The 22,903-nt window shown below is 40.0% G+C and carries 23 protein-coding genes; 11 read left to right on the top strand and 12 right to left on the bottom strand.

All coding sequences use genetic code 11. From position 1 onward, the window contains the following. Nucleotides 1-38: 38 nt before the first annotated feature. The 3 genes from ACN222_RS14855 to ACN222_RS14845 form a co-directional block, all read right to left on the bottom strand. Complete coding sequence (locus ACN222_RS14855; RefSeq protein ID WP_044521577.1) at nucleotides 39-656, bottom strand: hypothetical protein; 618 nt, start codon at nucleotides 654-656, stop codon at nucleotides 39-41. Nucleotides 657-701: 45 nt separating this feature from the next. Next, a complete protein-coding gene (locus tag ACN222_RS14850; RefSeq protein WP_010997124.1) occupies nucleotides 702-1,730 on the bottom strand; it encodes a glucokinase in 1,029 nt (342 codons plus the stop codon). Nucleotides 1,731-1,909: 179 nt separating this feature from the next. After that, nucleotides 1,910-2,557 (bottom strand): histidine phosphatase family protein, encoded by a 648-nt coding sequence (locus tag ACN222_RS14845; RefSeq protein ID WP_010997123.1) that lies wholly within the window; start codon nucleotides 2,555-2,557, stop codon nucleotides 1,910-1,912. A 291-nt stretch (nucleotides 2,558-2,848) separates the two neighbouring features. Between ACN222_RS14845 and ACN222_RS14840 the strand changes: the two genes are divergently transcribed. From ACN222_RS14840 to ACN222_RS14830, 3 genes are all read left to right on the top strand, one after another. Further along, the gene (locus ACN222_RS14840) at nucleotides 2,849-3,166 is read left to right on the top strand and encodes a hypothetical protein (RefSeq protein WP_010997122.1); all 318 of its coding nucleotides are present in this window, start codon (nucleotides 2,849-2,851) and stop codon (nucleotides 3,164-3,166) included. A 138-nt stretch (nucleotides 3,167-3,304) separates the two neighbouring features. Continuing rightward, the gene (locus ACN222_RS14835; protein WP_010997121.1) at nucleotides 3,305-5,032 is read left to right on the top strand and encodes a succinate dehydrogenase/fumarate reductase flavoprotein subunit; all 1,728 of its coding nucleotides are present in this window, start codon (nucleotides 3,305-3,307) and stop codon (nucleotides 5,030-5,032) included. 231 nt (nucleotides 5,033-5,263) lie between these two features. Next, a complete protein-coding gene (locus ACN222_RS14830; RefSeq protein ID WP_044521575.1) occupies nucleotides 5,264-6,925 on the top strand; it encodes a hypothetical protein in 1,662 nt (553 codons plus the stop codon). A 256-nt stretch (nucleotides 6,926-7,181) separates the two neighbouring features. Here ACN222_RS14830 and nifV read toward each other — a convergent pair whose 3' ends face one another. The 3 genes from nifV to ACN222_RS14815 all read right to left on the bottom strand — a co-directional run bounded on the left by nifV (nucleotide 7,182) and on the right by ACN222_RS14815 (nucleotide 10,083). Further along, entirely contained in the window at nucleotides 7,182-8,312 is a 1,131-nt protein-coding gene (gene nifV, locus ACN222_RS14825) for a homocitrate synthase (protein ID WP_010997119.1), read from the bottom strand. 352 nt (nucleotides 8,313-8,664) lie between these two features. After that, nucleotides 8,665-9,081 (bottom strand): hypothetical protein, encoded by a 417-nt coding sequence (locus ACN222_RS14820; protein WP_010997118.1) that lies wholly within the window; start codon nucleotides 9,079-9,081, stop codon nucleotides 8,665-8,667. 165 nt (nucleotides 9,082-9,246) lie between these two features. Then, complete coding sequence (locus ACN222_RS14815) at nucleotides 9,247-10,083, bottom strand: FAD-binding domain-containing protein (RefSeq protein ID WP_010997117.1); 837 nt, start codon at nucleotides 10,081-10,083, stop codon at nucleotides 9,247-9,249. Between the two features lie 284 nt (nucleotides 10,084-10,367). Between ACN222_RS14815 and ACN222_RS14810 the strand changes: the two genes are divergently transcribed. Both ACN222_RS14810 and ACN222_RS14805 read left to right on the top strand, forming a co-directional pair. Then, the gene (locus ACN222_RS14810) at nucleotides 10,368-10,856 is read left to right on the top strand and encodes a hypothetical protein (protein WP_010997116.1); all 489 of its coding nucleotides are present in this window, start codon (nucleotides 10,368-10,370) and stop codon (nucleotides 10,854-10,856) included. A 271-nt stretch (nucleotides 10,857-11,127) separates the two neighbouring features. Continuing rightward, entirely contained in the window at nucleotides 11,128-12,456 is a 1,329-nt protein-coding gene (locus ACN222_RS14805; protein WP_010997115.1) for an NAD(P)/FAD-dependent oxidoreductase, read from the top strand. Between the two features lie 26 nt (nucleotides 12,457-12,482). Here ACN222_RS14805 and ACN222_RS14800 read toward each other — a convergent pair whose 3' ends face one another. After that, on the bottom strand, nucleotides 12,483-12,878 hold the full coding sequence (locus tag ACN222_RS14800) for a hypothetical protein (protein ID WP_044521569.1): 396 nt from the start codon (nucleotides 12,876-12,878) through the stop codon (nucleotides 12,483-12,485). A gap of 305 nt (nucleotides 12,879-13,183) precedes the next feature. On the opposite strand from ACN222_RS14800, the gene ACN222_RS14795 reads away from it, so the two are divergent. The 4 genes from ACN222_RS14795 (at nucleotide 13,184) to ACN222_RS14780 (ending at nucleotide 16,631) form a co-directional block, all read left to right on the top strand. Continuing rightward, on the top strand, nucleotides 13,184-14,002 hold the full coding sequence (locus tag ACN222_RS14795) for an SDR family NAD(P)-dependent oxidoreductase (RefSeq protein WP_231865461.1): 819 nt from the start codon (nucleotides 13,184-13,186) through the stop codon (nucleotides 14,000-14,002). A gap of 636 nt (nucleotides 14,003-14,638) precedes the next feature. Continuing rightward, the gene (locus ACN222_RS14790) at nucleotides 14,639-14,947 is read left to right on the top strand and encodes a helix-turn-helix transcriptional regulator (RefSeq protein WP_010997113.1); all 309 of its coding nucleotides are present in this window, start codon (nucleotides 14,639-14,641) and stop codon (nucleotides 14,945-14,947) included. Beyond that, a complete protein-coding gene (locus tag ACN222_RS14785; RefSeq protein ID WP_010997112.1) occupies nucleotides 14,928-15,848 on the top strand; it encodes a reverse transcriptase family protein in 921 nt (306 codons plus the stop codon). The genes ACN222_RS14790 and ACN222_RS14785 overlap by 20 nt, the downstream gene beginning before the upstream one ends. Before the next feature lie 36 nt (nucleotides 15,849-15,884). Then, nucleotides 15,885-16,631, top strand: coding sequence for a hypothetical protein (locus ACN222_RS14780; RefSeq protein ID WP_010997111.1), 747 nt, complete (start codon nucleotides 15,885-15,887; stop codon nucleotides 16,629-16,631). 80 nt (nucleotides 16,632-16,711) lie between these two features. Here ACN222_RS14780 and ACN222_RS14775 read toward each other — a convergent pair whose 3' ends face one another. From ACN222_RS14775 to ACN222_RS14765, 3 genes are read right to left on the bottom strand one after another with little or no spacing between them, the layout of a single operon-like run. Next, nucleotides 16,712-17,044 carry a DUF5615 family PIN-like protein gene (locus tag ACN222_RS14775; RefSeq protein ID WP_044521565.1) on the bottom strand — a complete coding sequence of 111 codons (333 nt, stop codon included), beginning with the start codon at nucleotides 17,042-17,044 and terminating at the stop codon, nucleotides 16,712-16,714. Further along, nucleotides 17,041-17,271 (bottom strand): DUF433 domain-containing protein, encoded by a 231-nt coding sequence (locus ACN222_RS14770; protein ID WP_010997109.1) that lies wholly within the window; start codon nucleotides 17,269-17,271, stop codon nucleotides 17,041-17,043. The genes ACN222_RS14775 and ACN222_RS14770 overlap by 4 nt, the downstream gene beginning before the upstream one ends. Before the next feature lie 41 nt (nucleotides 17,272-17,312). Then, complete coding sequence (locus ACN222_RS14765; RefSeq protein ID WP_010997108.1) at nucleotides 17,313-18,905, bottom strand: bifunctional ADP-dependent NAD(P)H-hydrate dehydratase/NAD(P)H-hydrate epimerase; 1,593 nt, start codon at nucleotides 18,903-18,905, stop codon at nucleotides 17,313-17,315. A 386-nt stretch (nucleotides 18,906-19,291) separates the two neighbouring features. Here ACN222_RS14765 and ACN222_RS14760 point away from each other — a divergent pair, with 386 nt between their 5' ends. Both ACN222_RS14760 and ACN222_RS14755 read left to right on the top strand, forming a co-directional pair. Beyond that, the gene (locus ACN222_RS14760; RefSeq protein ID WP_126987055.1) at nucleotides 19,292-20,932 is read left to right on the top strand and encodes an ATP-binding protein; all 1,641 of its coding nucleotides are present in this window, start codon (nucleotides 19,292-19,294) and stop codon (nucleotides 20,930-20,932) included. A gap of 22 nt (nucleotides 20,933-20,954) precedes the next feature. After that, nucleotides 20,955-21,347 (top strand): response regulator, encoded by a 393-nt coding sequence (locus ACN222_RS14755; RefSeq protein WP_010997106.1) that lies wholly within the window; start codon nucleotides 20,955-20,957, stop codon nucleotides 21,345-21,347. A 102-nt stretch (nucleotides 21,348-21,449) separates the two neighbouring features. Here ACN222_RS14755 and ACN222_RS14750 read toward each other — a convergent pair whose 3' ends face one another. Together ACN222_RS14750 and folK are read right to left on the bottom strand one after the other, a co-directional pair. Next, nucleotides 21,450-21,998, bottom strand: a complete 549-nt coding sequence (locus ACN222_RS14750) for an NUDIX hydrolase (protein WP_010997105.1) — start codon at nucleotides 21,996-21,998, stop codon at nucleotides 21,450-21,452. 85 nt (nucleotides 21,999-22,083) lie between these two features. Continuing rightward, nucleotides 22,084-22,605, bottom strand: a complete 522-nt coding sequence (gene folK, locus ACN222_RS14745; protein ID WP_044523084.1) for a 2-amino-4-hydroxy-6-hydroxymethyldihydropteridine diphosphokinase — start codon at nucleotides 22,603-22,605, stop codon at nucleotides 22,084-22,086. Nucleotides 22,606-22,903 lie beyond the last annotated feature (298 nt).

Raw genomic sequence — 22,903 nt, 5'->3', positions numbered from 1 at the left:
AGGGTGTAAGAATTATATCCTCACACCCCGATATTTTTTTACTTTTTCAGAACTAGGTGAAAAGAATTGAGATATCCCGTAATGGTTTTAGCTAAATTCTTCTGCTGTTTTTTAGTAGTTATAGCCATTACTTGATACAAGCGTCCTTCAGCTAAGTAAATTCTACTTCTGGTAATTTTGCCACCGGAATTAATGTATGCAATTTCCTTACCTGGATGACCATTAGAACTGCGAATATTGCGCTGATTCAACAAATTACTTTGAGTAGTCTTGAGCGCCATATCCCGAACGTTATTCAATATTTCTTGGGGGTTGGTTATTTTCCCATAACTATGGGGAAATTCGTTATACACCACTAAATAGGCTACTTCCTGTTTTGCTGGTTGGGCTAAAAATACCTCTAGGTTAATTTCCCCCATGTAAGTTTTTTGGGTTTGAGAATCCTGTTTAGGTATTCCTGGCATCAATACAGAAAAGCGTCCATCTGGGGCAGTAAATAACTTCCATTCTGATGGGACTGGTTGAGCAGGTTTCTTTTGAGACACTGCTGTTTTGGCAGACACAGAAGCAGGTTTCGGCTGGCGTGCTTCTACAATCATGGAACCACTACAAACTATGGTAGCAGCGATTAATGGTAAGACAAATTTTGGTGTCATGGTTTTAGCATTCGCAGATGCTGATATCACTGATGATGCTAGCTGTTATAACCTAGCAGCACACAAAGCAGCACCTATGAGTCCCACTTGTTGATTGAGAATAATATGCACCGGTATTTCTGCTAGCAGAGGACGCATTCTGCCTTTTTGGCTGAAATTAAGCAAAAAATTGCTATTTTCAATCAAAGGTAGGATTTTAGGCGCAATCCCACCCGCAATGTACAAGCCGCCGTATGGTAGGAGTTTGAGGGCAAGATTTCCCGCTTCTGCACCGTAAGCATCGATAAATAATTGTAGGGCTTGTTCCGAAAGGCGATCGCTTCCTTGGACTGCGGCTTTACCAATAGCCGCACCAGGATCAACGGTTTTTTCAGCCTGTCCTGCTTGTTGTTCCCAAGTGCGGACAACTTGAGCAATTTCTGGCGATTCTGTAGCGAGTTTGCGATCGCGTAAAAATTGATAAATGGCGACAATCCCCTGTCCAGAAACCACCCTTTCCACAGAAACGCGCTGGATATCATGTTTATCCAGCAGATATTTCAACAACTGAAACTCTAACTCGTTGCGGGGGGCAAAGTCGGCGTGTCCACCTTCCGAGGGGAAAACTTGATACTGGTTTCCCTGTTTAATTAAAAATCCTTGTCCTAATCCAGTGCCAGCACCAATAATAGCAATAGGTGCTTCTGGTTGATGTTTACCAGCTTGTAAGGTCAGCAAGTCTTGTTTATTTAACCCAAAAATCCCATAGCCAACAGCAGCAAAATCATTAATTAAGGAAATGAAGGGAATACTTAATTCTTGTGCTAGCCGTTCAGTGTCCAAAAACCAGACTAAATTGGTCAGTTTGGCAGTATTATTCACCACAGGGCCAGCGATCGCAAAGCAAGCCTTTTCGGGGTGACTAGGTATATTAGCCTTGACTAAGAATTGCTGCACCATCGGCACTAAATCTGGAAAATCCCCACTCTGGTAACTTTCCTCATAAATATTGTGCAGTTCCGACGAATTTGATATTTCTACCAATCGCAAAATCGTTTTCGTCCCGCCGATATCTCCTGCTAACAATAAGGTCATAACATTTATCAGTAAATTTAGTTAGTGGTCATGAATCATTAGTCCATAGTCAACAGTGACATAGTGCGTTCCTGAGCCGCCCCCGTGGGCGGGTTTCCCGACTGGAGGGAGTGGCGTGTCGCCTTGCGTCGGAAAGCAACTATCGAACCTGTAAGGGTCAACGGTCAACAGTGAACAGTTTAAGCAAATCGGATAACTTCTTCTACCTGAGCCAAATGAGAAGTGTCTCCTTTTAGTTCTAGCAACCAATCCGGGCCATAACGCACAACTTTGACTAGGGAACATAAGGAAGCTTTAACTTCAGTTTTGGCAATTTCTCCTACTAGCCCCATAGCCGCCCCCAGCACAGAAGCGCCATGTGCTACCAACAAAATATTATCTGGAAAACATTCAGTTACTAAACATCGGGCTGTTTGTCCCGAACGCGCCCTGACTTCTTCGTGGGTTTCAGGATAGTTGGCGGCAATGCGTGCTGTGTAACCAAGATCAATTCGGGGAAATAATTCTGCTAAGGCTGGAGTTGATAGTTTTTCTGGTTCTTCAGTCATCCAAGCAGGATTGAGCCATTCACTCAAACCCGTTTCTAGATTTATGGGCAAATCCAAGATCTCTGCTACGGCGTTAGCTGTTTGTACTGTTCGCAGAAAGGGAGAAGCAAAAATATGAGCGATTTTTTCCCCTCGCAAACGTTGAGCGAGCTGTTGAGCTTGTACCATCCCATCATCAGACAAGGGTGGATCATAGCGTCGTTCTGCGGTGAGAAACCAATCGGGGTTAACAAAGTCAAGGCGGTTGGCGTGTCTTGCGATCCAGACTATTTGACTCATGGGTTTAGTTATTCAGGCGAATTCCATTCGCTGCACATAAAAATAGACACCCATAAAGACGGGTGCAAACCCAATATATGATAAATCTTGTAATCTTTTGTAATAAGTCATTGGTGAGTAGTCATTAGTCATCAGCGCCGCACTGAGCTTATCGAAGTGTCAACCCTCGACAGTCATCACTTAGATCATATGAAGTGATATTACGAACCTTGGAAAAATATTGAGAAATTGTCTGCCTGTCGAACATGGTTTTAACGTAGAACCTATAGGAGAGACTTGAGGCAAAAATAAATGAGCAAAAATAATAATCAAAAATATCGTTTTATCTGTACTTTGACCTTTGGTGATATCTACGGTCAAATAATTGTTTGGTTAATTACTATTACTGTCAGTTTGGCATCAGCTTTAGCGCTAATGGGTGCTAGACGACCAGTGTATGCTTTAGTAACGGTAGGTCTGGTTGTGCTTTTATCCTTACCTTTCTTGTTGTTCGCATTTGTAACGACATTGTTAAATCATATTGAAGTTATGGCTGTAGAACCAGGAACAAAGACTGAACCGATCCCTGGTAATGTTTCCCAACAACAACCTGTACAAGCCACAAGTTGATATTATTAATTAATGTTGAATTTTGAATTTTGTAAGTTCCCTGTCTACTGGCAGGGAATTTTTTTGTAAAAATGCAAAACTGCTGAGTGAATCACCTCTCTACAATAGAACAGCAGTGTTTTGCAGTCGGTGGCTAATATGCTAGAGCATGATGTGATTATTGTCGGGGGTGGGCTGGCGGGATGTCGGGCGGCTGTGGAAATTGCCCGTACTGACCCTAGTTTAAATGTGGCGGTGGTTGCCAAAACTCACCCCATTCGTTCCCACTCTGTTGCAGCTCAAGGTGGTATGGCTGCATCACTGAAAAATGTAGATTCTACTGATACTTGGGAAGCTCACGCTTTTGATACTGTCAAAGGTTCTGATTATTTAGCAGACCAAGATGCAGTGGCAATTCTGACTCAGGAAGCCCCAGATGTGGTGATAGACCTGGAACACATGGGGGTTTTATTCTCACGTCTCCCTGATGGTCGGATTGCTCAACGGGCTTTTGGTGGACACTCCCACAACCGCACCTGTTACGCAGCTGATAAGACTGGTCACGCCATTCTACACGAGTTGGTAAATAATTTGCGGCGTTACGGTGTGCATATTTACCAAGAGTGGTACGTGATGCGCCTGATTTTGGAAGAAAATGAGGCGAAGGGTTTAGTCATGTACAGCCTATTAGACGGACATATTGAGGTTGTCCGGGCTAAGGCGGTGATGTTTGCCACAGGGGGTTATGGTCGCGTTTATAACACCACCTCCAATGATTATGCGTCTACTGGAGATGGCTTGGCAATGACAGCGATCGCCGGTTTACCTCTGGAAGATATGGAGTTTGTCCAATTCCATCCCACGGGTTTGTATCCGGTGGGTGTCTTGATTTCCGAGGCTGTACGGGGGGAAGGGGCGTATTTAATTAATAGTGAAGGCGATCGCTTCATGGCGACCTATGCACCCAGTCGCATGGAACTAGCACCCCGCGATATTACCTCACGGGCGATCGCTTATGAAATTCGGGCTGGACGTGGTGTAAATTTGGATGGTAGCCCAGGCGGCCCCTTTGTCTATCTGGATTTGCGCCACATGGGCAAAGAAAAAATCATGAGTCGCGTTCCCTTCTGTTGGGAAGAAGCCCACCGCTTAGTCGGTGTGGATGCAGTCACTCAACCCATGCCAGTCCGTCCGACAATTCACTATTGTATGGGTGGTATCCCTGTAAACACTGATGGTAGAGTCCGCAGTAGTGGCGATGGCTTAGTTGAAGGGTTTTTTGCGGCTGGTGAGACATCTTGTGTATCCGTCCACGGGGCAAATCGTCTCGGTAGTAATTCGCTATTAGAATGTGTAGTCTATGGTAAACGAACTGGGGCGGCGATCGCTCAATATGTGCAGAAACGTAAATTACCTGCCATAGATGAACAACGTTACATCAAACAAGCCCAGCAAGAAATCCAAGCCCTACTGGAACAGCCGGGAGAGTACCGAATCAACCAAGTCCGCCAAGCTTTCCAAGATGCGATGACAGATTACTGTGGCGTTTTCCGTACTCAAGAGTTAATGAGCCAAGGTTGGCAAAAAATTACAGAAATACAACAAAAATACAGTCAAATATACTTAGACGATAAAGGCAGTTGTTGGAATACTGAACTAGTAGAAGCTTTAGAGTTGCGGAGTTTAATGATAGTCGGACAGACGATTTTAGCCTCTGCTTTAAATCGTCAAGAAAGTCGTGGCGCACATTTCCGCGAAGATTACCCACAGCGAGATGATACCAAGTTCCTGCAACACACAATGGCTTACTATTCACCCGCCGGGATTGACATTCAATATCGCCCAGTCACCATTACCATGTTTGAACCACAGGAGCGGAAGTATTAGATCAACTCAGTAAATTGAGACGAGAAACGCAAAACTACGCTTCTCGTCCTACCCAAAAAAGTTGATGTGTTTTTTGTCACTATAATAAAATGCTTGACTTTCTAAGTATCTTCATGGATACATAGCAATAAAAAAACAAAAATTTATAAACTCGTGATGTATGATACTAGAAATCAATGCTTAAACACTAAGTATTCAGTTTCACATCATCATTATCAAAATATAATTATTATGTTTAAACTTAGCTCAGAGTTAAAGAATCTTAGTAAGATCACGCTTATAGGATACAGTCTGATATTTTTAGCGATCGCCGTCGGTTTTATCACCAGAATCATCGCTGTTTTTCAATATGTTTCATTCGATATTGGCCCAGCGCCTGATCAAATTAAAGATGCCTTTACTGTTATTAATATGTGGAAAGGAGAGTTGCCTACACTTGGCCCCCAAGCTGCTGTAGGCGGACACCATATTTTACCCCTCTATTATTATCTTTTCTTTCCTTTCACCCTTTTAGGAGCATCTCCGGTTTTTCAAGCTTTCCCAAACGCCTTATTCTCTTTTTTATCTATCCCTCTATTAATTTATTTAGTTTACCAATTATTAGAAAATGTTGAACCACAAACCAGAATTATGCTAAGTGGTTTAGCTGGATTTTGGTACAGTGTGCTTTACGGGGAAATATTTATTAGTAACTTTCAATGGAATCCAAGTTCGGTTCCTTTCTTTTTAATAGCCTTTACATTGCTGTACTATTTTCAAATGGAGGGTAAATTTTCTCTCCCTATACAAGCAATATGTTGGGCAGTATATGGAGTAGTTTTAGCTATATTAATGAGTTTGCACTCCTCCACGCTATTTGTCATGCCCGTGGTATTTATTATTAATTGCGCTATTTTTATATATAAAGCAGTTAAAAGAAAAAGCTACTCATTAATAACTTTACCTATCATCAGTATTTTGGCGAGCGCAATTGTATTATTGCCGTATTGGATAGGTGAATTTGGACGGGGGTTTAAAAATACAAAGTATATTCTTAAAACTATATTTAAGGCTAAGTCAGCATCAGATAATTCTTTGTTGATGAGCCTGGGTAAAAGACTAAGCAATTTATTTCTGAACTATTACAAGCTATTTCAAGAAGCATATCTTTGGCATCCATCTTGGATTTACTTCCTCATAACTCTTATCTTTATCTCTTTAGTTACATATTTGGGGATAATTAAATTTAAGGGAAATCAATATATTTGGGGTAGTTTGTGTGCTACATGGGGCATTTATCTATATGCTGCTTCTAACCTTGATTCAGAAATAACTTATTTTCATTATAAGTTACTCATTGTATTTGCACCCATTGTTTTAACAATTACATCCCTGGCATACAACAAATTTTCCCAAAGCAAGAAACGGATTCTTTATATATTTAGTGGCATCATTATTACCATTTCCTGCTTTAGTAATTTATTTTATGAATCTCAGTTTCTATTAAGTAAATATGGTAGCAATCGGGTAATGAACACAGCAGATATGACTGAAATAATTAGTAAATTACCTTCAGATGCAGTCCTCTGCGACCCCAGAATTAGGAAGAGGAGAAAAATTCATAATCAATATAATTATATTGATAGTAATATTACGCGTCAGGGAATTAAACTTGTTAACGTTTGTGAAGCTGGCAATTATGTCATCCATCCTAAAAGATTATTGCTGCTTGAGAGTGGTTATATTAATGACACGAGTTATGAAAAACCATACTATGTAAAATTTACACAATCAGATTTGCAGAATCTATGGCCAATATTTAAAATTGCTGATAATACCAAAATTACTAGACCAGCCAAGGTTTTTTTAGAAACAGATACAGCGACAGTGTATATTTTAGATCAACAAGGGTGAACTACACAATACACCTGAAATTATGTCACATGATATAGCTGGGGACTGGGGACTAGGGACTGGGGAGTGGGTTAAAAGTCTTGTTGTGTCTAGGTTGTATCATCTATTGATGTCCTAACACCACTGACGACAGCTATATGTATTGTTTAAGGTGCGTCAGACGGCTCGAATGCTGTCAATAAACAGATTCTTGATACCTGACGCATCCTACTAATATACCAGTTGCGTAAGTCCTGGAGAATCCTAATAAACTCATTCAACAAGCACGAAAATGTTGTTTTGTCTGCACTAAATGCAAAAGTTCTTGATCTGTGAGGCTGCGTTTTTTTTCTACTGATTCTTGTCTAACTGCATCTAAGACAAATTGGGTTTCTTCGTGATTGAGAATAATGTCGTGTTGCTGCAAAATACTAGAGAGTAAATGTCTACCAGAATGTTTACCCACAACTAAACGGCGCTCTCTCCCTACTTCTTCTGGTGCAAATGGCTCGTAGGTTTGAGGATTTTGCAGTACACCATGAGCGTGAATCCCGGATTCGTGAGCAAAAGTATTTTCACCAACAATTGCTTTCCAAGGTGGTACAGGATGACCTGATGCTGATGCTACGAGTTGAGATATTTCCAGTAAACGCCGTGTATCAATTCCTAAGTCATGGTGATACAAGTGCTTGAGAGCCATAACCACCTCTTCTAAAGCAGCATTCCCGGCTCTTTCACCTAATCCATTCACAGTAGTATTTACAGATAAAGCGCCTGCTTTGGTACCTGCCAGAGCGTTGGCTGTTGCCAAACCAAAATCATTGTGGGTGTGCATTTCTACAGGTATTGTCAAAGATGCCACCAATTGTTTTACCTTGGCGTGGGTAGTGAACGGGTCAAGAATACCTACTGTGTCGCAAAAGCGAAATCGTGACGCACCCCATTCTTGAGCAGCTAGCACTACATCAAGGAGGAAGCTTTCTTCGGCTCTTGATGAGTCTTCACCACCGATGGAGACAAATAAACCTTGGTCAACAGCAAAGCTAATACTATCGTGGAGTTTTTGTAAAACTACTTGCCATTGTCCGTGAAATTTGACGGCGATTTGGATTGCAGAAACGGGAATAGAGATATGTACTCGCTGTAAACCACAAGCGATGGAAGCCTGAATATCAGCAATCACGGCGCGGTTCCAACCAAGTAAATTTGCTGACAAATCTAACTTCACAATATTAGCGATCGCCTCTTGTTCTGCTTTACCCATTGCGGGTATTCCCACTTCGATTTCATGCACACCAATTGCATCGAGAAATTTGGCGATCGCTATTTTTTCCTCTACGCTAAAAGCAACACCAGCCGCTTGCTCTCCATCGCGTAGTGTAGTGTCATTAATTAGAACTTTATTCATTTGCATAGTGTCTCCGAGGAAACAAAGGTAGATTCTTCGCCTAAGTCTGGCTAAGTGCCAAGGTAATCTGACAAAGGATACTCTAAAAGTAAAGGAATTGCTAACCTACATCCAGCAAAACTTTTCAGTACTGCGACAAAACACTCAATTATTTAAGCCACAGTATTTAGTACTACAAATTAGTCGATGCTTTGTACAAGCTCTGATTTTTGTGAATAGATGTATGTCTTAACATATCACTCTGATTCATTTATGCACACTGTGGACATAATTATTTGATTGGTGATTTTTGCTAGCTGATGAAAATCACTGTATCTTTGCACCTCTGTGTAAAATAAATTAATAAAATTAACTATTCAAATACATACTTTTGCGCTACTTTCCAATAGCGAGAGAATCGCTTTAATTCAATGTAACCGTCGTAGTCAAAAAACGGTTCTACTTCCCAAACCTCTAATTTTAAAGAACTCTCGATTTCATCACAGATATTATCAAACCTGGGGCTGGGACTATTGGCTGTCGCCACTAAATCAGCATGATGTTCTTTGGCAAAACCTATAATTTCTTGTGCCACATTACCACGGCGAATTTCCACAGGTAACTCTAGCAAGCATTCATAAATAAAAGTGATGCGTTTTAGGCTTAATTGCCATTCTTCTATTAAAGCATCGTCCCAAACCCAAATAGCCGGAGCATCTGGGTATTCTTGTAAGGCTGGGTTGAGGGGACTTAGACAATCACCATGTATCCAAACAATTGGTTTATTCATATTAGAAATGGAGAGGAGAAATTAGGAAATAGGGGAAATAAGTAAGTCGGCGTAAATAATTATTGTTGGAATAAGGTAGGGAGCAGTTGTTTTGAATTTTGAATTTTGAATTGGAGCGTTCGCGTAGCGTCTCGTAGAGAAGCGACTTGACCAATTATCACATAACTACTTTTTCTTACCACGTTGCCAACTTTGACTGTTGGGTTGTTTGGTAAATTTTCCTTTGGGAAAAAGTTGCTGTTCTAATTCTTCGTAACTGCCTTCAAAATTGCAATGACCATATAAAGGGCATTTTTGACAATAAATGCTTTGGGTATAGCGTTCTAAGTTCTCGCGGTTGAAAAAATATGGTTTTTGACTAAAGGTGCTGGCTACCCATTGCCAGGACATATTATTACTAGCAGGATCACCATCTAAGAGGTGTTCTAGGAACCATTTTGCTCCCTCTTGCCAGCGAATACGTCGCCAATGGACAATGTAGGCAGCTAGCCACATTCTCATGTGGTTGTGTAAGTAGCCGGTTTCCTGCAATTCGCGGCTGAAGCTGTCGATACAAACTAATCCTGTTTTCCCTTCTTTGATATCTGCGGCTAAATCAGATGCGTATTCTGCGGGAGTGTAACCTGTCTTATATTCTTCCTGGTCTTCCCAGATACCATTGCCAAGCTTGATATACAATCGCTGCCAATAATCCCGCCAACCTAATTCATTAATAAGTTTTTTAGCATCATCAGGGTGTTTGACGTTATCTAATACATAATTTCGTATTTCTCCCAGGCTCAAAACTCCATAGCGGATGTAGGGTGAAAGTCTGGTTACATCTCCTGTTAAAAAGTTACGTGTTTTTGCATAGGTAGCAGGGTTAACTTTTTGCAGAGCTTTCTGAGCGGCTTGCCTTCCACCTTTGGTATCACTAACATAATCGCTTCTTTCTGCGGCTTGGGGAAATTGTTCACGCAGGTAAGCTATTAATTCGTCTCGGCTAGCAAATTCACGTAACATAAGCTAATTCAGTTATACATTTACACAGATGACAATATATAGCTAACGGGTTAGATAGCTAATGTACCCAGGTTGTCTGTGGAAACTGGGGGTAAGGGTTTGAAACATTTATACTCCTATATTCCTATACCTTTGTCCAAACCATTGATTTTTCGTATTCGTAGCCATCCAGATGCACCCGATACCCTCCCAGAATTTTTAATCACTGCATAAAAAGTTGCGAACGGATCTAGTAAGTAAGTGAAGACGTTAATTACAAAAACTTACTCACGGAGTGAATCGATATGCAAGTCTCTACTAAATCTTTGACATTGGCAACTTTAGTAACAACAACTATTATTAGCAGCATCACATTTTTGAGTAATAATAATCAAGTTTCGGCAAACGTTCCCATATCAAAACAAGGGAATCATCAAATTAATAAAGTGTTTAGTCCTGCACCTTCTATTGTAGGCAATTGGAAAGGATCAATAGGTAGTAAGGGTGATGATGTTAGAACAGTTGTAGAGATAGATGTTTCATCTCAACCTGGAGCAGTTAAACAAGGAAGCTGGAAATTTTGGGGTTCTGATGTTAAGACCAACAAAGATATAGTTTTGCAAAGTGGTACATTAGTCGCTACAGTTAACAATAATAATACCGTCACTTTATTATTAAAACAGAATGGAAAAACATTTCTCACTTTTAATACTCAGTTGAAAAATGTTAAACAGCTATCTGGCGAGTTAGTTGGCAAAACTAATATTCAAATCTATTTGGAGAAAAATAAATAGGTATTGTGGATTTATGCAACGAGTCTCTTTGCTTTGACAGGGTATAAGGATGTGATGGTTTTCAAAACTTACATCCTCATACCCTTTATTTTTATTTTTGGATATAAATATTCTGTAAAGAAATCAAGGATGTGTACACCGTAGAGTGACCAATGATAATGCTGGCTAGGGTGTGTTTTTTCTAACAACTTATTTATAATTGCTATATTATCAATTTATTACATTTTCTTAATATTCAAGAGTTTTGCCAGCCAACTCAATCAAGAGGGGAATGATGAGGAATCGCCGCGTTGTTATTGTTGGTGCTGGATTTGGTGGTTTACAAGCTGCCCAATCTTTAGCTCATTCTGGTGCAGATGTATTGCTAATCGATCGCCACAATTATCACACTTTTGTCCCGTTACTTTATCAGGTAGCCACTGGGCAAATAGAACCAGAATACATTGCTTACCCCATTCGGACGATTTTACGGCGTTTCTCTTTTAACTATAGAAGGCAACATCACAAGCCTCAGGTTCAGTTTCTCATGGCTGAGGTTGAGCAGATTGATTTTTCTGGGCAAATTGTCAAAACAGCTAAGGGTGCAATTGATTATGACTTTCTGGTGCTGGCGACTGGTAGTCGGACTCAGTTTTGGGGCGTTAACGGTGCTGAAGAATACGCTTTTCCCATGAGAAGTTTAGAAGAAGCTGTTGCCCTACGCAATCATATTTTTTCCTGTTTTGAACAAGCTATTCAAGAATCTGATGCAGCAAAACGGCAACAATTACTAACTTTTACCATTGTGGGTGGTGGTGCAACTGGGGTGGAGATGGCGGGTGCTTTGGTAGAGATGCTGCGAGGCTGCTTGCGTCGAGATTGTCCCACCATAGATTTTGGGGAAGTGAAAATAATTTTAGTGCAATCGGGCGATCGCTTATTAGTCGAATTCCCAAAAAAGCTAGGAAACTACACTTACAAAAAATTGCATCAGCTAGGAGTTGAAGTTTACCTGCAAACGAGAGTCAGTCAACTTACAGAGGGATTTGTCCACCTGGACAACGCGGAAATTATTCCCTGTGCCAGTGTAATTTGGACTGCGGGTTTAGAAGCCAACCTCCCCGGAGTATCAGAGGAGTTACCTGTGGCGCATAAGGGCAAAATTGTTGTTCATCCCACCTTACAAGTGTTGGAACATCCCAATGTATATGCAATTGGGGATTTGGCTTATGTGGAAAAGAACGGTAAGTCATTATCTGGGGTTGCACCGGAAGCGCTTCAGCAAGGTGTGGCGGTAGCACGCAATATTCAGCAGCAAATACGAGGGAAATCACCAAAGCCTTTTAGTTATTTTAATAAAGGTAGATTGGCAATTATTGGTTGTTATTCAGGTGTGGGGAAAATCGGCGCGTTTGCGTTTACAGGTTTCTTGGCTTGGTTAATGTGGTTGGGAGTTCATCTAGTTTATCTGCCTGGCTACCGCAGTCGATTGCTAGTGTTACTCACTTGGCTACATACTTATTTAGGGAGCGATCGCCACGTTCGTGTAATCCTGTCTAGTAAAACCATGAGTGTGCTGCATCGTCCAGCAGATTTGCCTTACCTCCAAGAATCTCGTTAATACCAATCTCTGCAATAGCATTGCCATCAAAATTTGATCAATACAAATGCACAAACCGAAACAGATGAAATCAGAAAACCCCAAGCAAGTGCTGAATAACGACGAATAGCATTTTGCTTCAACAAGGTAATTGCCGCAGTTACACAAGCACCCAAAAAACAAATTAAATAAGTTTTAGACCAGACGATAGTTACGAATGCCTGAATATAAGTAGCGATTGGGCCAGGAACGGGTTTATTCTTTAACAGATCCAAAAAAGTTAAAAATACAAGGATCGCTGGGATGAAAACCGCTCCGATAATCGCAATATTTCGGTATCCTGCTACAGTACGACAACGAATGAATGAGATTACAACTGAGCATAAACCTATAAAATTTACGATTGCCCAAACGCATAAGACAACGAATAAGATCATTCCCATAAATAATACAAGCAGATAAATTTACACCTGTTATTCATCAGATTCCAAGATTATGTACCAAATATCATTTCGTCAATAGTTGTATATTCTTTGTTGCACTTGAGATTGTGTACTTGCAGGCTGATTATTTTTCTTACCTCGCCTAAAATCCTAAGGCTTAACTGGCTGTGATTGGCTTTGTGGCTCATCAATCAAAAAGATACACACATGGAAAGAGATATTAAAGACTCAGATAGTATTACATGGATTTGTATTCAAGCATTTTCAGGTGTTTGTGTATTGTAGAAGCTCAAGTCAACAGCTATATGACTAACACAGTAATTATCACAGGCGCATCTCAAGGCATTGGCAAAGCCACAGCATTATTATTTGCTCGTCACAACTATAATGTTGTGCTGGCAGCTCGCCAACTTGATCGTTTAGAAGCGATCGCCACGGAGATACGGGAAATGGGACAACAAGCGATCGCCATTTCTACCGATGTGAAAGATGCTACACAAGTCAATAACATGATGCAAAAGGCGATCGCTCATTTTGGTCAAGTAGATGTATTAATTAATAATGCAGGTATCTTTTGTTTAGGTTCTGTGGAAAATTTCAGCTTAGAAGATTGGCATCAAATTATTGATACTAATTTGTGGGGTTATATCCATACCATTCATGCCATATTGCCCCATTTTCTCCAGCGTGGTGCAGGAACTATTGTGAATGTCAGTTCTATTGGTGGTTTAGAACCTATTCCTTATCATGTGCCTTACACAGCCAGCAAATACGCCATAACAGGGTTAACAAAATCCCTACACGCAGAGTTATCACCTAAAAACATTCACGTTAGCGGCATTTATCCCAGCTTCATCAGCACCCAACTTATGGAACGAGCCATTTTTCGTGGTAAAGATGAGGAAATGGCTCAGGCGCGGACTGAATTAGTAGGTAAGGCGATTCAAATGCCTGTGTTAGAAAAACCAGAAGACGTAGCCAAAGCAATTTGGAGTGCAGTCAAAGAAAAGCGTTCTGATGTCGTCGTTGGTTCAGCTAACTTTTGGAAGGCAGCTTATCAATTGACTCCTAGTTTGATACAGTCTCTTGTCCGGCGCGTTTTTGGCATGGAAGAACGCAAGTAGTGATCAAAGAGTGAAAGTGATTCTAAAAAATATTCGCTAGTAGCGAACAAAATTCACAAATATCTGTTAGACTATGTTCAGTCAGGTTAAAGGAGACATTTGCCACTCACTGGATCGTCATTACGATCTGAGGAAGATGTTTCATCTTCTACCGTATTTTGCTCAGTAAACAAATTTCGTTAGCTACTCAGTAGTAATCTATTGTGTACTGAACTTAAAGAAATCTGTAGTGTAATTAATGCTACTGAAATCTTTAACGAATTAAGGTACTGAAAAAGCACAATACAAACGCAGCCTTGGCAAAGGGCTGCGCCGGTATAAAGAGGGTTAAAACTGCCGTTCTCCGGGTTTGTTTGAGGCAACACTCATTTACTTTCCTGTAAGTGAGTGCAAACACCTTTATAGGGAGAGTCTCTGATGAATTATTCAGAATCTGACAAACGGCAGGAACAGTCGAAAAAGCGTTATGAGCGGTTTCTAAAATGGCTCCGCAAACCTCAAACGCTTCGTCTATTGTTTCAAATTGGCCCAGTCATTTTCAAAATTTTGAAGTGGTTGATCGATTTGTGGCAAGACTAGACTGTTAACTCTTTTATATAACTCTATTACAGACCCTCTAGCCAAAGAAGACTAAATATGTTGAATGAGGCTCTAAGGTTGATGAGGGTATTCCATGATTTATCTCAAAAGGAGATGGCAGAGAGACTAGGAATATCCAAGTCGTATCTTTCGGAAATTGAATCAGGTAAAAAAATTCCCACCCTTGATTTACTTAATCGTTATTCTGGTTTATTTGATATACCCGTATCCTCAATTATGTTCTTTTCGGAAAACTTAGACAAGGATGTAAAAACGGAAAAATTGAGGAATTTTGTATCTTCTAAGATTATTGCAATCCTCAACTTTATTGCTGAAAGGTCTGGTAATGCCTGTGCTGAGGATTAAAAAAATAGGTTATAAACTAGACCAATCACCTTTCTATTGTTTGCAATCTAAAGCAAAACTTGCAACTTTATTAGGCGTAAGCCGCAGTAGGCTCATACAATTGGCTCGCTCGGAAAGTTTATATATAGAAAAAGAAATTATTCATCCAAGGCGAAAAAAATCTCGTCTTGTGGAAAAACCAAAATATGAATTAAAGCTTATTCAAAAGCGAATTGAAGGGCTTCTCAAGCGAATTGAAATACCTAAATATATTCATGCACCAACAAAGGGACGCTCTTATGTTAGTAATGCAAAAGCTCATCTAAATAGTTATGTGATAAGCAGTCTAGATATTGTGAAATACTTTCCATCCACAAAATCAAAACGTGTTTATTGGTTTTTCCACACACGGATGAAATGCTCTCCAGATGTAGCGGCAATTTTAACAAAACTATCTACCTATAAAGAACATCTTCCAACTGGAAGCCCCTTGAGTCCAATTTTGTCATACTTTGCTCATATAGATATGTGGGAGGAAATTAATAATATTGTTGAGGATGCAGGTTGTATTCTTACCGTCTATATGGACGATGTAACAATATCGGGAGACTATGTAAGCCGTAATTTGATTTGGCAGATTAAAAAGAAATTTCATCGGTACGGATTAAGTAGTAATACAAAGAAAGAAAAATATTATATTGGAAAAAACTCGCGAAAAATAACTGGCGTGATCCTTGATTTTGAAAAAGGGGTTTTAAAAATTCCTAATCGACAGCACAAAAAAATGTACAGTATCCGCAAGCAAATCTCTAAAGAAACCCATCCTGACACCTATGCTCATCTAATGAGTAAGTTGAAAGGTTTAAAATCACAGGTACAGCAGATTCATAAAGCTAACAATACTCAAACAAATGAAAATTGAATATTTATTCAGTTCAATTCAATAACTGTAAGAATAATGTTGAAAGAAGCAGCACTCTACCATCGTCATTTTGATGGAACACTTTATCCCCTAACCCATAAAGAATCTAATTTACCTATTTTATCTAGAGTAATTTTAAATGGCGAGTCTTGCTATATAGCCCAAGGTATACAATCAAATAAACAGAATCCTCTTCGCAGCGTCAGCAATATTCTGAAACTAACACAAGAAGAAAGCTCTAAAGAAGCTCTTCGTGAGTGGATGCTTAGAGTAGGGCAACAAGAAGCTAACCGTATTAGAAATGAAGCAGTTAAAGCAGGAAATGCTATTCATGCTTATCTTCATTCTCACTTAATGGGAAAAAAAGCTAAACCTGTTGACAAACTTTATCAAAATTATCTTCAATCTCTTAATACATTGTTGCCCAATTTTGGAGAAACTATACTATCAGAACAATTTGTTGTAAGCTTCAAATATCGGTATTTTGGTAAAATTGACCACTTAGGTTTTTATAGAAAAACTTTAACCCTTAGTGACTTCAAAACTTCTATAAAGCCCAAAGTTTCCATAAATTGGATTCAGGATAAGATTATTCAATTAGCAGCTTACTATATCCCAATTGAAACTCTATATCCTGTTGAACAAGCAGCGTTAATTTATTTGATTAACGATGGTTCTTATAATGAATTCATTATAACTCCACAAGAGATGAACCTGTACAAGGAAATATGGCTTGAGAGAGTATCTCAGGCTAGTGCGATAAAAACTTTGAAAGCATCATAATAAATTCGCTCATGATAGCTAATCAGTCACATAATAGTCTCGGCTACCACCATGATACTTTTGAGAAAAACATATCTATACTAATAGAGTTCTAAGCAATGTAAATTAGGGTTATTTAAAAGCTCTTCAATTGCTTCTACTCCAGAACGAATTAAGACTTCGATTTGATTAGTTGGAACATTGCCGCAGCGTAACCATACAATTTTAGGCGGAGAACCATACAGGCGGCTTCTCTCAGCAAAATCTGCGTCTTGAGTCACAATACAAAAGTCGTTGGTTCTAGCAAATTGCCATATTTCGGTATCAGTCTTCTCTGCCAACCCATGAAACTGAACATGGCTAGAACCAGGGTATATGTCCGCCAATCTTGTCACCAATTTGCGACTCAAATTTTGATCAAAAAGTAACTTCAAGCATCACCCACTGAAGCAACTAAACGATGTTCACGATCAGCAGCAAATTCTAGACAGGCTCTGATGTCTTCCTCTGTCAATTCAGGAAAATCTTCTAAAATATCTGCATGGGACATACCAGCAGCTAACCACCCCAGAACATCGTACACTGTAATTCGCATTCGTCGAATACAGGGCTTACCACCTCGTTTATCTGGTTCAATAGTGATAATATTGCGATAGCTCATAGTGTTTATATAATGTTTAATTATCTTAAGTTTAGAGCAGCCTAAGAGCGACCAACAATCACCTTCAACAAATACTGTGACAACGTAAATGCGTCCACGCCTAACTCTGTGCGCTCACTGGCGGCTAAAATACCTGCTTGCCCGTGCCACCATGCAGCCGTAGCCACAATATCTTCTACAGGTATTTCTTTATTTGCCACTTGTGCCAACAATCCACCCAATAACCCCGTTAACACATCGCCACTACCACCACGAGCTAAAGCCGGCGTACTTTCGGGATTAATCCATACTGAACCTTGAGGATTGGCGATCGCAGTTCTCGCTCCTTTTAACAATACCACCGCACCGCTTTGGGTGGCTGCTTCCTGCACGGCTTTGACTCGATCATGTTTAGCATCAGCAACATCAGGAAACAATCGTTGAAATTCGCCTGTGTGGGGTGTGAGTACTGTTACTGCTGGGCGCTGTTGCAGTGTGGGTATTGTCCCCAACTGTGCCAAAATATTTAAACCATCGGCATCGAGAACTAAAGGGCGATCGCTTGCTAAGACTTCTTCCACAATAGATGTAGCATCTTTCGTTAAACCAGGGCCGCAGGCGATCGCACTAAAGGAACTTAACTCTGTCTTCTCTGGTAATTGTAACTGGGCGATCGCTCCACTTTCTGTCTCTGGGCAACCAATCACTAATGCTTCCGGCAAGTGTGATACCAAAAGCTGTTTCAGAGATTCGGGTACAGCAATTGATAACATCCCTACACCGCTACCCCTAGCACCCAAAGCCGTCAAAATTGCCCCCCCAGCATAACGTCGTGAACCACAAATTAACAGTAAATGTCCTTCCTTATACTTGTGTGTTACTGGTGGACGAGGTAAAGGCAAAGTAGATAAAGCTGTTGCTGGTGTAATGCGTTTGACTTTGGGTACATCTTCCAACACAGCTTGCACATCAGCCCAGGGAATATCAAAATCAATTAACTCAGCTTTACCTACATAATCTAAAGCCTGATCCTGCAACAAACCTTGTTTCCACAAACCTAAGCACAGGGTGTAAGTTGCTCGAATCGCAGTCCCTAAAACCTCACCTGTATCAGTGTGCAAACCTGAAGGCAAATCAATACTAATAATTGGCTTGTTCCATTCATTCAACTGATTAATTACTGAAGCAATGGGATCGGTAATTGTTCTTTCTAAGCCAAAGCCAAATAACCCATCAACCAAAACATCACAATCTGGTAATTGCTCAATTTCTCCATAACAAGGTATACCTATACTCTGAGCATATTGCAAATGCTGTGATGTTAATTCCTTGAGTTTATCAAAAGGCAAATAAACCCAAACCGCATAACCCCTAAAATGCAATTCTCTTGCCACAACCAAAGCATCGCCACCGTTGTGTCCAGGCCCAACGAGGATTCCCACGCAAGGAAATGGAGGCAAAATCCTTACTTGTTCTCTTTGTCTACCTTGTTCAAAGTTGGAAGAGAAATCTTGAATGCGGCTAGCAATTAATCCTGCCACTTTTTCCATCAAAGCGGGTACTGGCATTCCTGCTGCAAATATCCGCCCTTCAATTTCCCGCATTTGTGCAGCAGTAACGATGACTTGGGAAATAGATTCTTTTTTAGTTAGCATTTTACCTGATTAGAACACTATAAACTCACTAGAAATTGTGGTTTCCCACTGCTATCAACAAAACATTTTTTCTTCATATTGACTTTATTTTCATTAATACAACTATTAAAAATAGTACTTAAATGATTCAAGGAATGTCTCAATGTAAAGATTATTATTTTAAATTGCCACATAACAATCACTAATAACAAGTTTTGAAAAACAATGTATTTTTTTTTCACGACTGGGAAACATAGAGATTGAGAGTAGTAGATTACTCAGTAGATGTTCAGTATTTGTGGTATGGGTTACATTCTTTGGCTGTCGGCGTTTTGGTTTATGGCGATCGCTAGTACTACCAAGACTAAGTTGCCACAATTTCCTCTTAAGTATTATTGGTGACGCTTATGCTTCTTAATCGCTTCTGTCTTTCATTAAATGCTGATTTTACAAAGGTTTTAGTCAAGCGGAAACCCCAACTCTCCACATGGTCTATCTTGTTAAGTGCAATTATAATTGCGATCGCCAGTGCTGCTACTATTTATGAACTCAATCAGTTAGCAGAACGCAGCAATGACAAGAGATTGCTTTTGACTCGATTAAAAGAGCAAGTGAGCAGACTTAACGCCTTAGAATGGGAGGGCATTTCCAAAGGCGAAATTGATGAGGATTTAACCGAAGAGCTGGCAGAAAATAAGCAAAGTACAGATAGCATTTTGCAGCAGCTACGACAAATTAAACCACAAAAAAATCTGGACAATATTTTTGCCCTTCATACCAGCTATCAACAAGCAATTGACAACGCTTTACAGCTCGTTGCTCAAGGCAAAACCAAAGAAGCGATAAATGTTGATGCAGATGGCATTGATGAAATCTATGATGATTTATACGCTGAAGTAACAACCCTGGAAGAAGTCTACGTAGCGCAGAAGCAACAGACTAGACAATTTGCAGATATTGGCACTACTTTTTGTTTAATATTCGCATCTGTTATTATTGGTGCTTTGTCATACAAGTACAGCAAAAGCTTGTTGAACAAAAACCAACAGTTAGAAGCTGCTTTCCAAGAACTCAAACAAACCCAAGATCAATTGATTCAACAAGAAAAAATGGCAGCCTTAGGACAACTGGTTGCGGGAGTTGCCCATGAAATCAATAATCCCTTGGGTATTATTCAAGCATCAGCGACTAACACAGAACAAGCCCTGCAAGCAGCCTTGACTGAGCTTCCCTCTTTACATCAGCGTTTGAATTCCCAAGAACAAGAAAGCTTTTTTCAACTCATTAATCAAGGATTAAAAAACCAACCTACGACACTTTTTCAACCAGACCGTTCACTTAAACGTAAAATTACTGCTCATCTGCAAGAGCATAACATTGAAAATGCTAGAGATATTGCTGATCTCTTGATAGATATGGGCATTGCTGAAGATTGGGAATCTTTACTGCCTATGTTAAAAAGTGATCATGGTGAATGGGCTTTACAGTTCGCTTATGACCTAAGTTGCTGCTTTAGCAATAATCAGATGATTCTCAATGCTGTTGATCGTTCTGCTAAAATCGTTTTTGCGCTTAAAAGCTATTCTCATTTTGATCAAAGTGGCAATAAGCAGTTGATGCAGGTAACTACAGGACTAGAAACTACCATTGCCATCTATCAGAATCAACTGAAACGCAATATTCATTTAATTCGAGATTACCAGGATGTTCCCGACATTTGGGGATACCCTGATGAACTCATTCAAGTCTGGACAAATCTTATTTTCAATGCGATTCAAGCAATGGAATCAGGTGGGACACTGACCATTGCTATTCGTAAAGCAGAAGAATACGTTGAAGTCAGCATTACAGACACCGGATTGGGCATTCCTCCAGAAGTGCAGCAAAAAATCTTTGATGCCTTTTTTACCACCAAACCTGCTGGAGAAGGCAGTGGTCTGGGATTACACATTTGCAAAAAAATTCTTGACAAACATCAAGGACAGATCAAAATGGAGAGCAATCCAGGTCATACTCAATTCAGTGTTTGCTTGCCCATATTAACTTAGATAACAAGAGGAAATTTAATTTATGTCTAATGCTGCTATTCTCTGTGTAGATGATGAAGTTTCTATATTAAAAGCTCTCAAGGAACAACTCAAAAGGTTATTTGGCAATCGATATGTCTACGAAGTTGCCCAAAGTTCTGAAGAAGCCTGGACGGTTATTGATGAATTGGAAGAAGACGAAATCAAAATTCTCATTATTGTCTCTGATTGGTTAATGCCCAATGTTAGAGGTGATGAGTTTTTGATTAAAGTTCACCAACGTTTTCCAGAAGTGATTACCGTCATGCTAACTGGACAAGCTGACAAAGAGGCTATTGAGCGTGCCGAACAGCAAGCTAATCTTTATGCTTGCATCCGCAAACCCTGGACAGAGGAAGAATTGAAGTCAATTATTAATTCAGCCTTAAAACAATAGCCGATTTCATTAGCTATTGTTGGTATTCAATGATGATTGGCACGCTCAATAGCAAAAAATGGGGGTGTGGTAAATATCAGCTTTACCACACCCCCCTTGTTCTTAAACTAAAAACGGTCGCGCCAAGAAAAAACTAGTGATTGACTTCGCGTCTATGGGTTCTCCGTCGAGAATGGCTCTTTCCAGTTCTTCTGGTGTTAACAGCACAGTCTCAATATCTTCGTCGTCGTCTTGTTTTGGTGGTGTGTCTAGCTTTTCTAAATCCCTCGCCAAAAAAGCATAGATAATTTCATCGGAATAGCCAGGTGCTAGGAAAAATTCGCCTAATTTATCCCACTTTTGCGCGCTGTAACCAGTCTCTTCTTCTATTTCGCGCTTGACTGTTGTTAAGGCATCTTCTGTGGGTTCTAAAGTTCCTGCGGGAAATTCGAGTATCCGTCCTTGCACAGCAAAACGATATTGGCGGACGAGTACAAGTTTACCTTCTGGCGTTACAGGCACAGCTAAAGCGCCGCCGGGGTGACGAATGCACTCCCATTCTCCTTCAGCTTTGTTGGGTAAACGCAAGCGATTAACTTCAAAATCAAACTTGCGCCCTTTATAGAACAAGCGCTGTTTTAATAGCTGTGGTAATTCTCTACCTAATGGCATAATTTAAGCTTGTTTTGTCTTAAATAGCACAGATAAACACTGGAGTTGATCATTCTATCAGCGTTTTCTGCTCTGGGTAATGGTTTTAACTGCCCTTTAACAAATGTACATCAGAACAGTCTACCTTTTTTACCAGTTCTCTAATTACATATCCGGAAATTGGTTCTAACCAGTCGGGCGCAATCTCCGCTAGAGGTACTAAAACAAAGGCTCGCTCTTGCATTCGCGGATGGGGTATTTGGAGAGTTGGTGTATCAATAATTAAGTCATCATACAATAACAAATCCAAGTCTAGCGATCGCGGCCCCCAGCGCTCTTGACGCACCCGCCCAAACTTCTGTTCTATTGTTAGCAATACTTCTAGCAATTTTGGGGGGTCAAGTTCTACTTGTAGTATGATGCAACCATTTAAATAATCTGGCTGTGGCGGCCCTACTGCTTTGGTGATATACCAACTGGATTTTGCTTGTATTTGAATGCCTGGAATAGCTGCTAATTCTGCTGTCGCAGCTTCTAATATTGTTAAAGAATCACCGATGTTACTACCAAGAGCGATCGCGCTTGCCTGGATCTTTGGTTTAAACTCTGCATTGTGCTTTGTGAATATTTCTAGGCTATTTTTTTTGTTCTCAACAGACAATATTATTTAATGTATTGTTATTTTACAAACATTGATTACTTAAATACTATAGCACTCATGCCTACCTGATCATGGCTTCTAGCTAAAGATCCCCAACTTCTCTAAAAAATTGGGGACCATGCTGCTCAAAAATAATTGAAAACAGCTTTAAAGACTGAAGAAAGGCTATTATATCAGGGTTGGACGTTTTTATAAAATAAAATTGATGAGGTCTTTATTAATTTTCTGAGGTAATTACAAGTTGAAATATTGCTTATTTAACATT

The sequence above is a fragment of the Anabaena sp. FACHB-595 genome, from assembly GCF_048568275.1.
In the GTDB taxonomy this organism is placed as follows: Bacteria; Cyanobacteriota; Cyanobacteriia; order Cyanobacteriales; family Nostocaceae; genus Trichormus.
This window is presented reverse-complemented; position numbering and strand designations above follow the sequence as displayed.

What these genes read in the sequence shown, in the direction of transcription:
- ACN222_RS14815 (WP_010997117.1), bottom strand. Translation starts at nt 10,083, where the DNA reads ATGTTACGTGAATTTGCTAGCCGAGACGAATTAATAGCTTACCTGCGT.
- ACN222_RS14840 (WP_010997122.1), top strand. Translation starts at nt 2,849, where the DNA reads ATGAGCAAAAATAATAATCAAAAATATCGTTTTATCTGTACTTTGACC.
- ACN222_RS14780 (WP_010997111.1), top strand. Translation starts at nt 15,885, where the DNA reads ATGTTGAAAGAAGCAGCACTCTACCATCGTCATTTTGATGGAACACTT.
- ACN222_RS14760 (WP_126987055.1), top strand. Translation starts at nt 19,292, where the DNA reads ATGCTTCTTAATCGCTTCTGTCTTTCATTAAATGCTGATTTTACAAAG.
- ACN222_RS14835 (WP_010997121.1), top strand. Translation starts at nt 3,305, where the DNA reads ATGCTAGAGCATGATGTGATTATTGTCGGGGGTGGGCTGGCGGGATGT.
- ACN222_RS14795 (WP_231865461.1), top strand. Translation starts at nt 13,184, where the DNA reads ATGACTAACACAGTAATTATCACAGGCGCATCTCAAGGCATTGGCAAA.
- ACN222_RS14830 (WP_044521575.1), top strand. Translation starts at nt 5,264, where the DNA reads ATGTTTAAACTTAGCTCAGAGTTAAAGAATCTTAGTAAGATCACGCTT.
- ACN222_RS14855 (WP_044521577.1), bottom strand. Translation starts at nt 656, where the DNA reads ATGACACCAAAATTTGTCTTACCATTAATCGCTGCTACCATAGTTTGT.
- ACN222_RS14805 (WP_010997115.1), top strand. Translation starts at nt 11,128, where the DNA reads ATGATGAGGAATCGCCGCGTTGTTATTGTTGGTGCTGGATTTGGTGGT.
- ACN222_RS14790 (WP_010997113.1), top strand. Translation starts at nt 14,639, where the DNA reads ATGTTGAATGAGGCTCTAAGGTTGATGAGGGTATTCCATGATTTATCT.
- ACN222_RS14820 (WP_010997118.1), bottom strand. Translation starts at nt 9,081, where the DNA reads ATGAATAAACCAATTGTTTGGATACATGGTGATTGTCTAAGTCCCCTC.
- ACN222_RS14765 (WP_010997108.1), bottom strand. Translation starts at nt 18,905, where the DNA reads ATGCTAACTAAAAAAGAATCTATTTCCCAAGTCATCGTTACTGCTGCA.
- ACN222_RS14750 (WP_010997105.1), bottom strand. Translation starts at nt 21,998, where the DNA reads ATGCCATTAGGTAGAGAATTACCACAGCTATTAAAACAGCGCTTGTTC.
- ACN222_RS14850 (WP_010997124.1), bottom strand. Translation starts at nt 1,730, where the DNA reads ATGACCTTATTGTTAGCAGGAGATATCGGCGGGACGAAAACGATTTTG.
- nifV (WP_010997119.1), bottom strand. Translation starts at nt 8,312, where the DNA reads ATGAATAAAGTTCTAATTAATGACACTACACTACGCGATGGAGAGCAA.
- ACN222_RS14845 (WP_010997123.1), bottom strand. Translation starts at nt 2,557, where the DNA reads ATGAGTCAAATAGTCTGGATCGCAAGACACGCCAACCGCCTTGACTTT.
- ACN222_RS14785 (WP_010997112.1), top strand. Translation starts at nt 14,928, where the DNA reads ATGCCTGTGCTGAGGATTAAAAAAATAGGTTATAAACTAGACCAATCA.
- ACN222_RS14770 (WP_010997109.1), bottom strand. Translation starts at nt 17,271, where the DNA reads ATGAGCTATCGCAATATTATCACTATTGAACCAGATAAACGAGGTGGT.
- ACN222_RS14755 (WP_010997106.1), top strand. Translation starts at nt 20,955, where the DNA reads ATGTCTAATGCTGCTATTCTCTGTGTAGATGATGAAGTTTCTATATTA.
- ACN222_RS14800 (WP_044521569.1), bottom strand. Translation starts at nt 12,878, where the DNA reads ATGGGAATGATCTTATTCGTTGTCTTATGCGTTTGGGCAATCGTAAAT.
- ACN222_RS14810 (WP_010997116.1), top strand. Translation starts at nt 10,368, where the DNA reads ATGCAAGTCTCTACTAAATCTTTGACATTGGCAACTTTAGTAACAACA.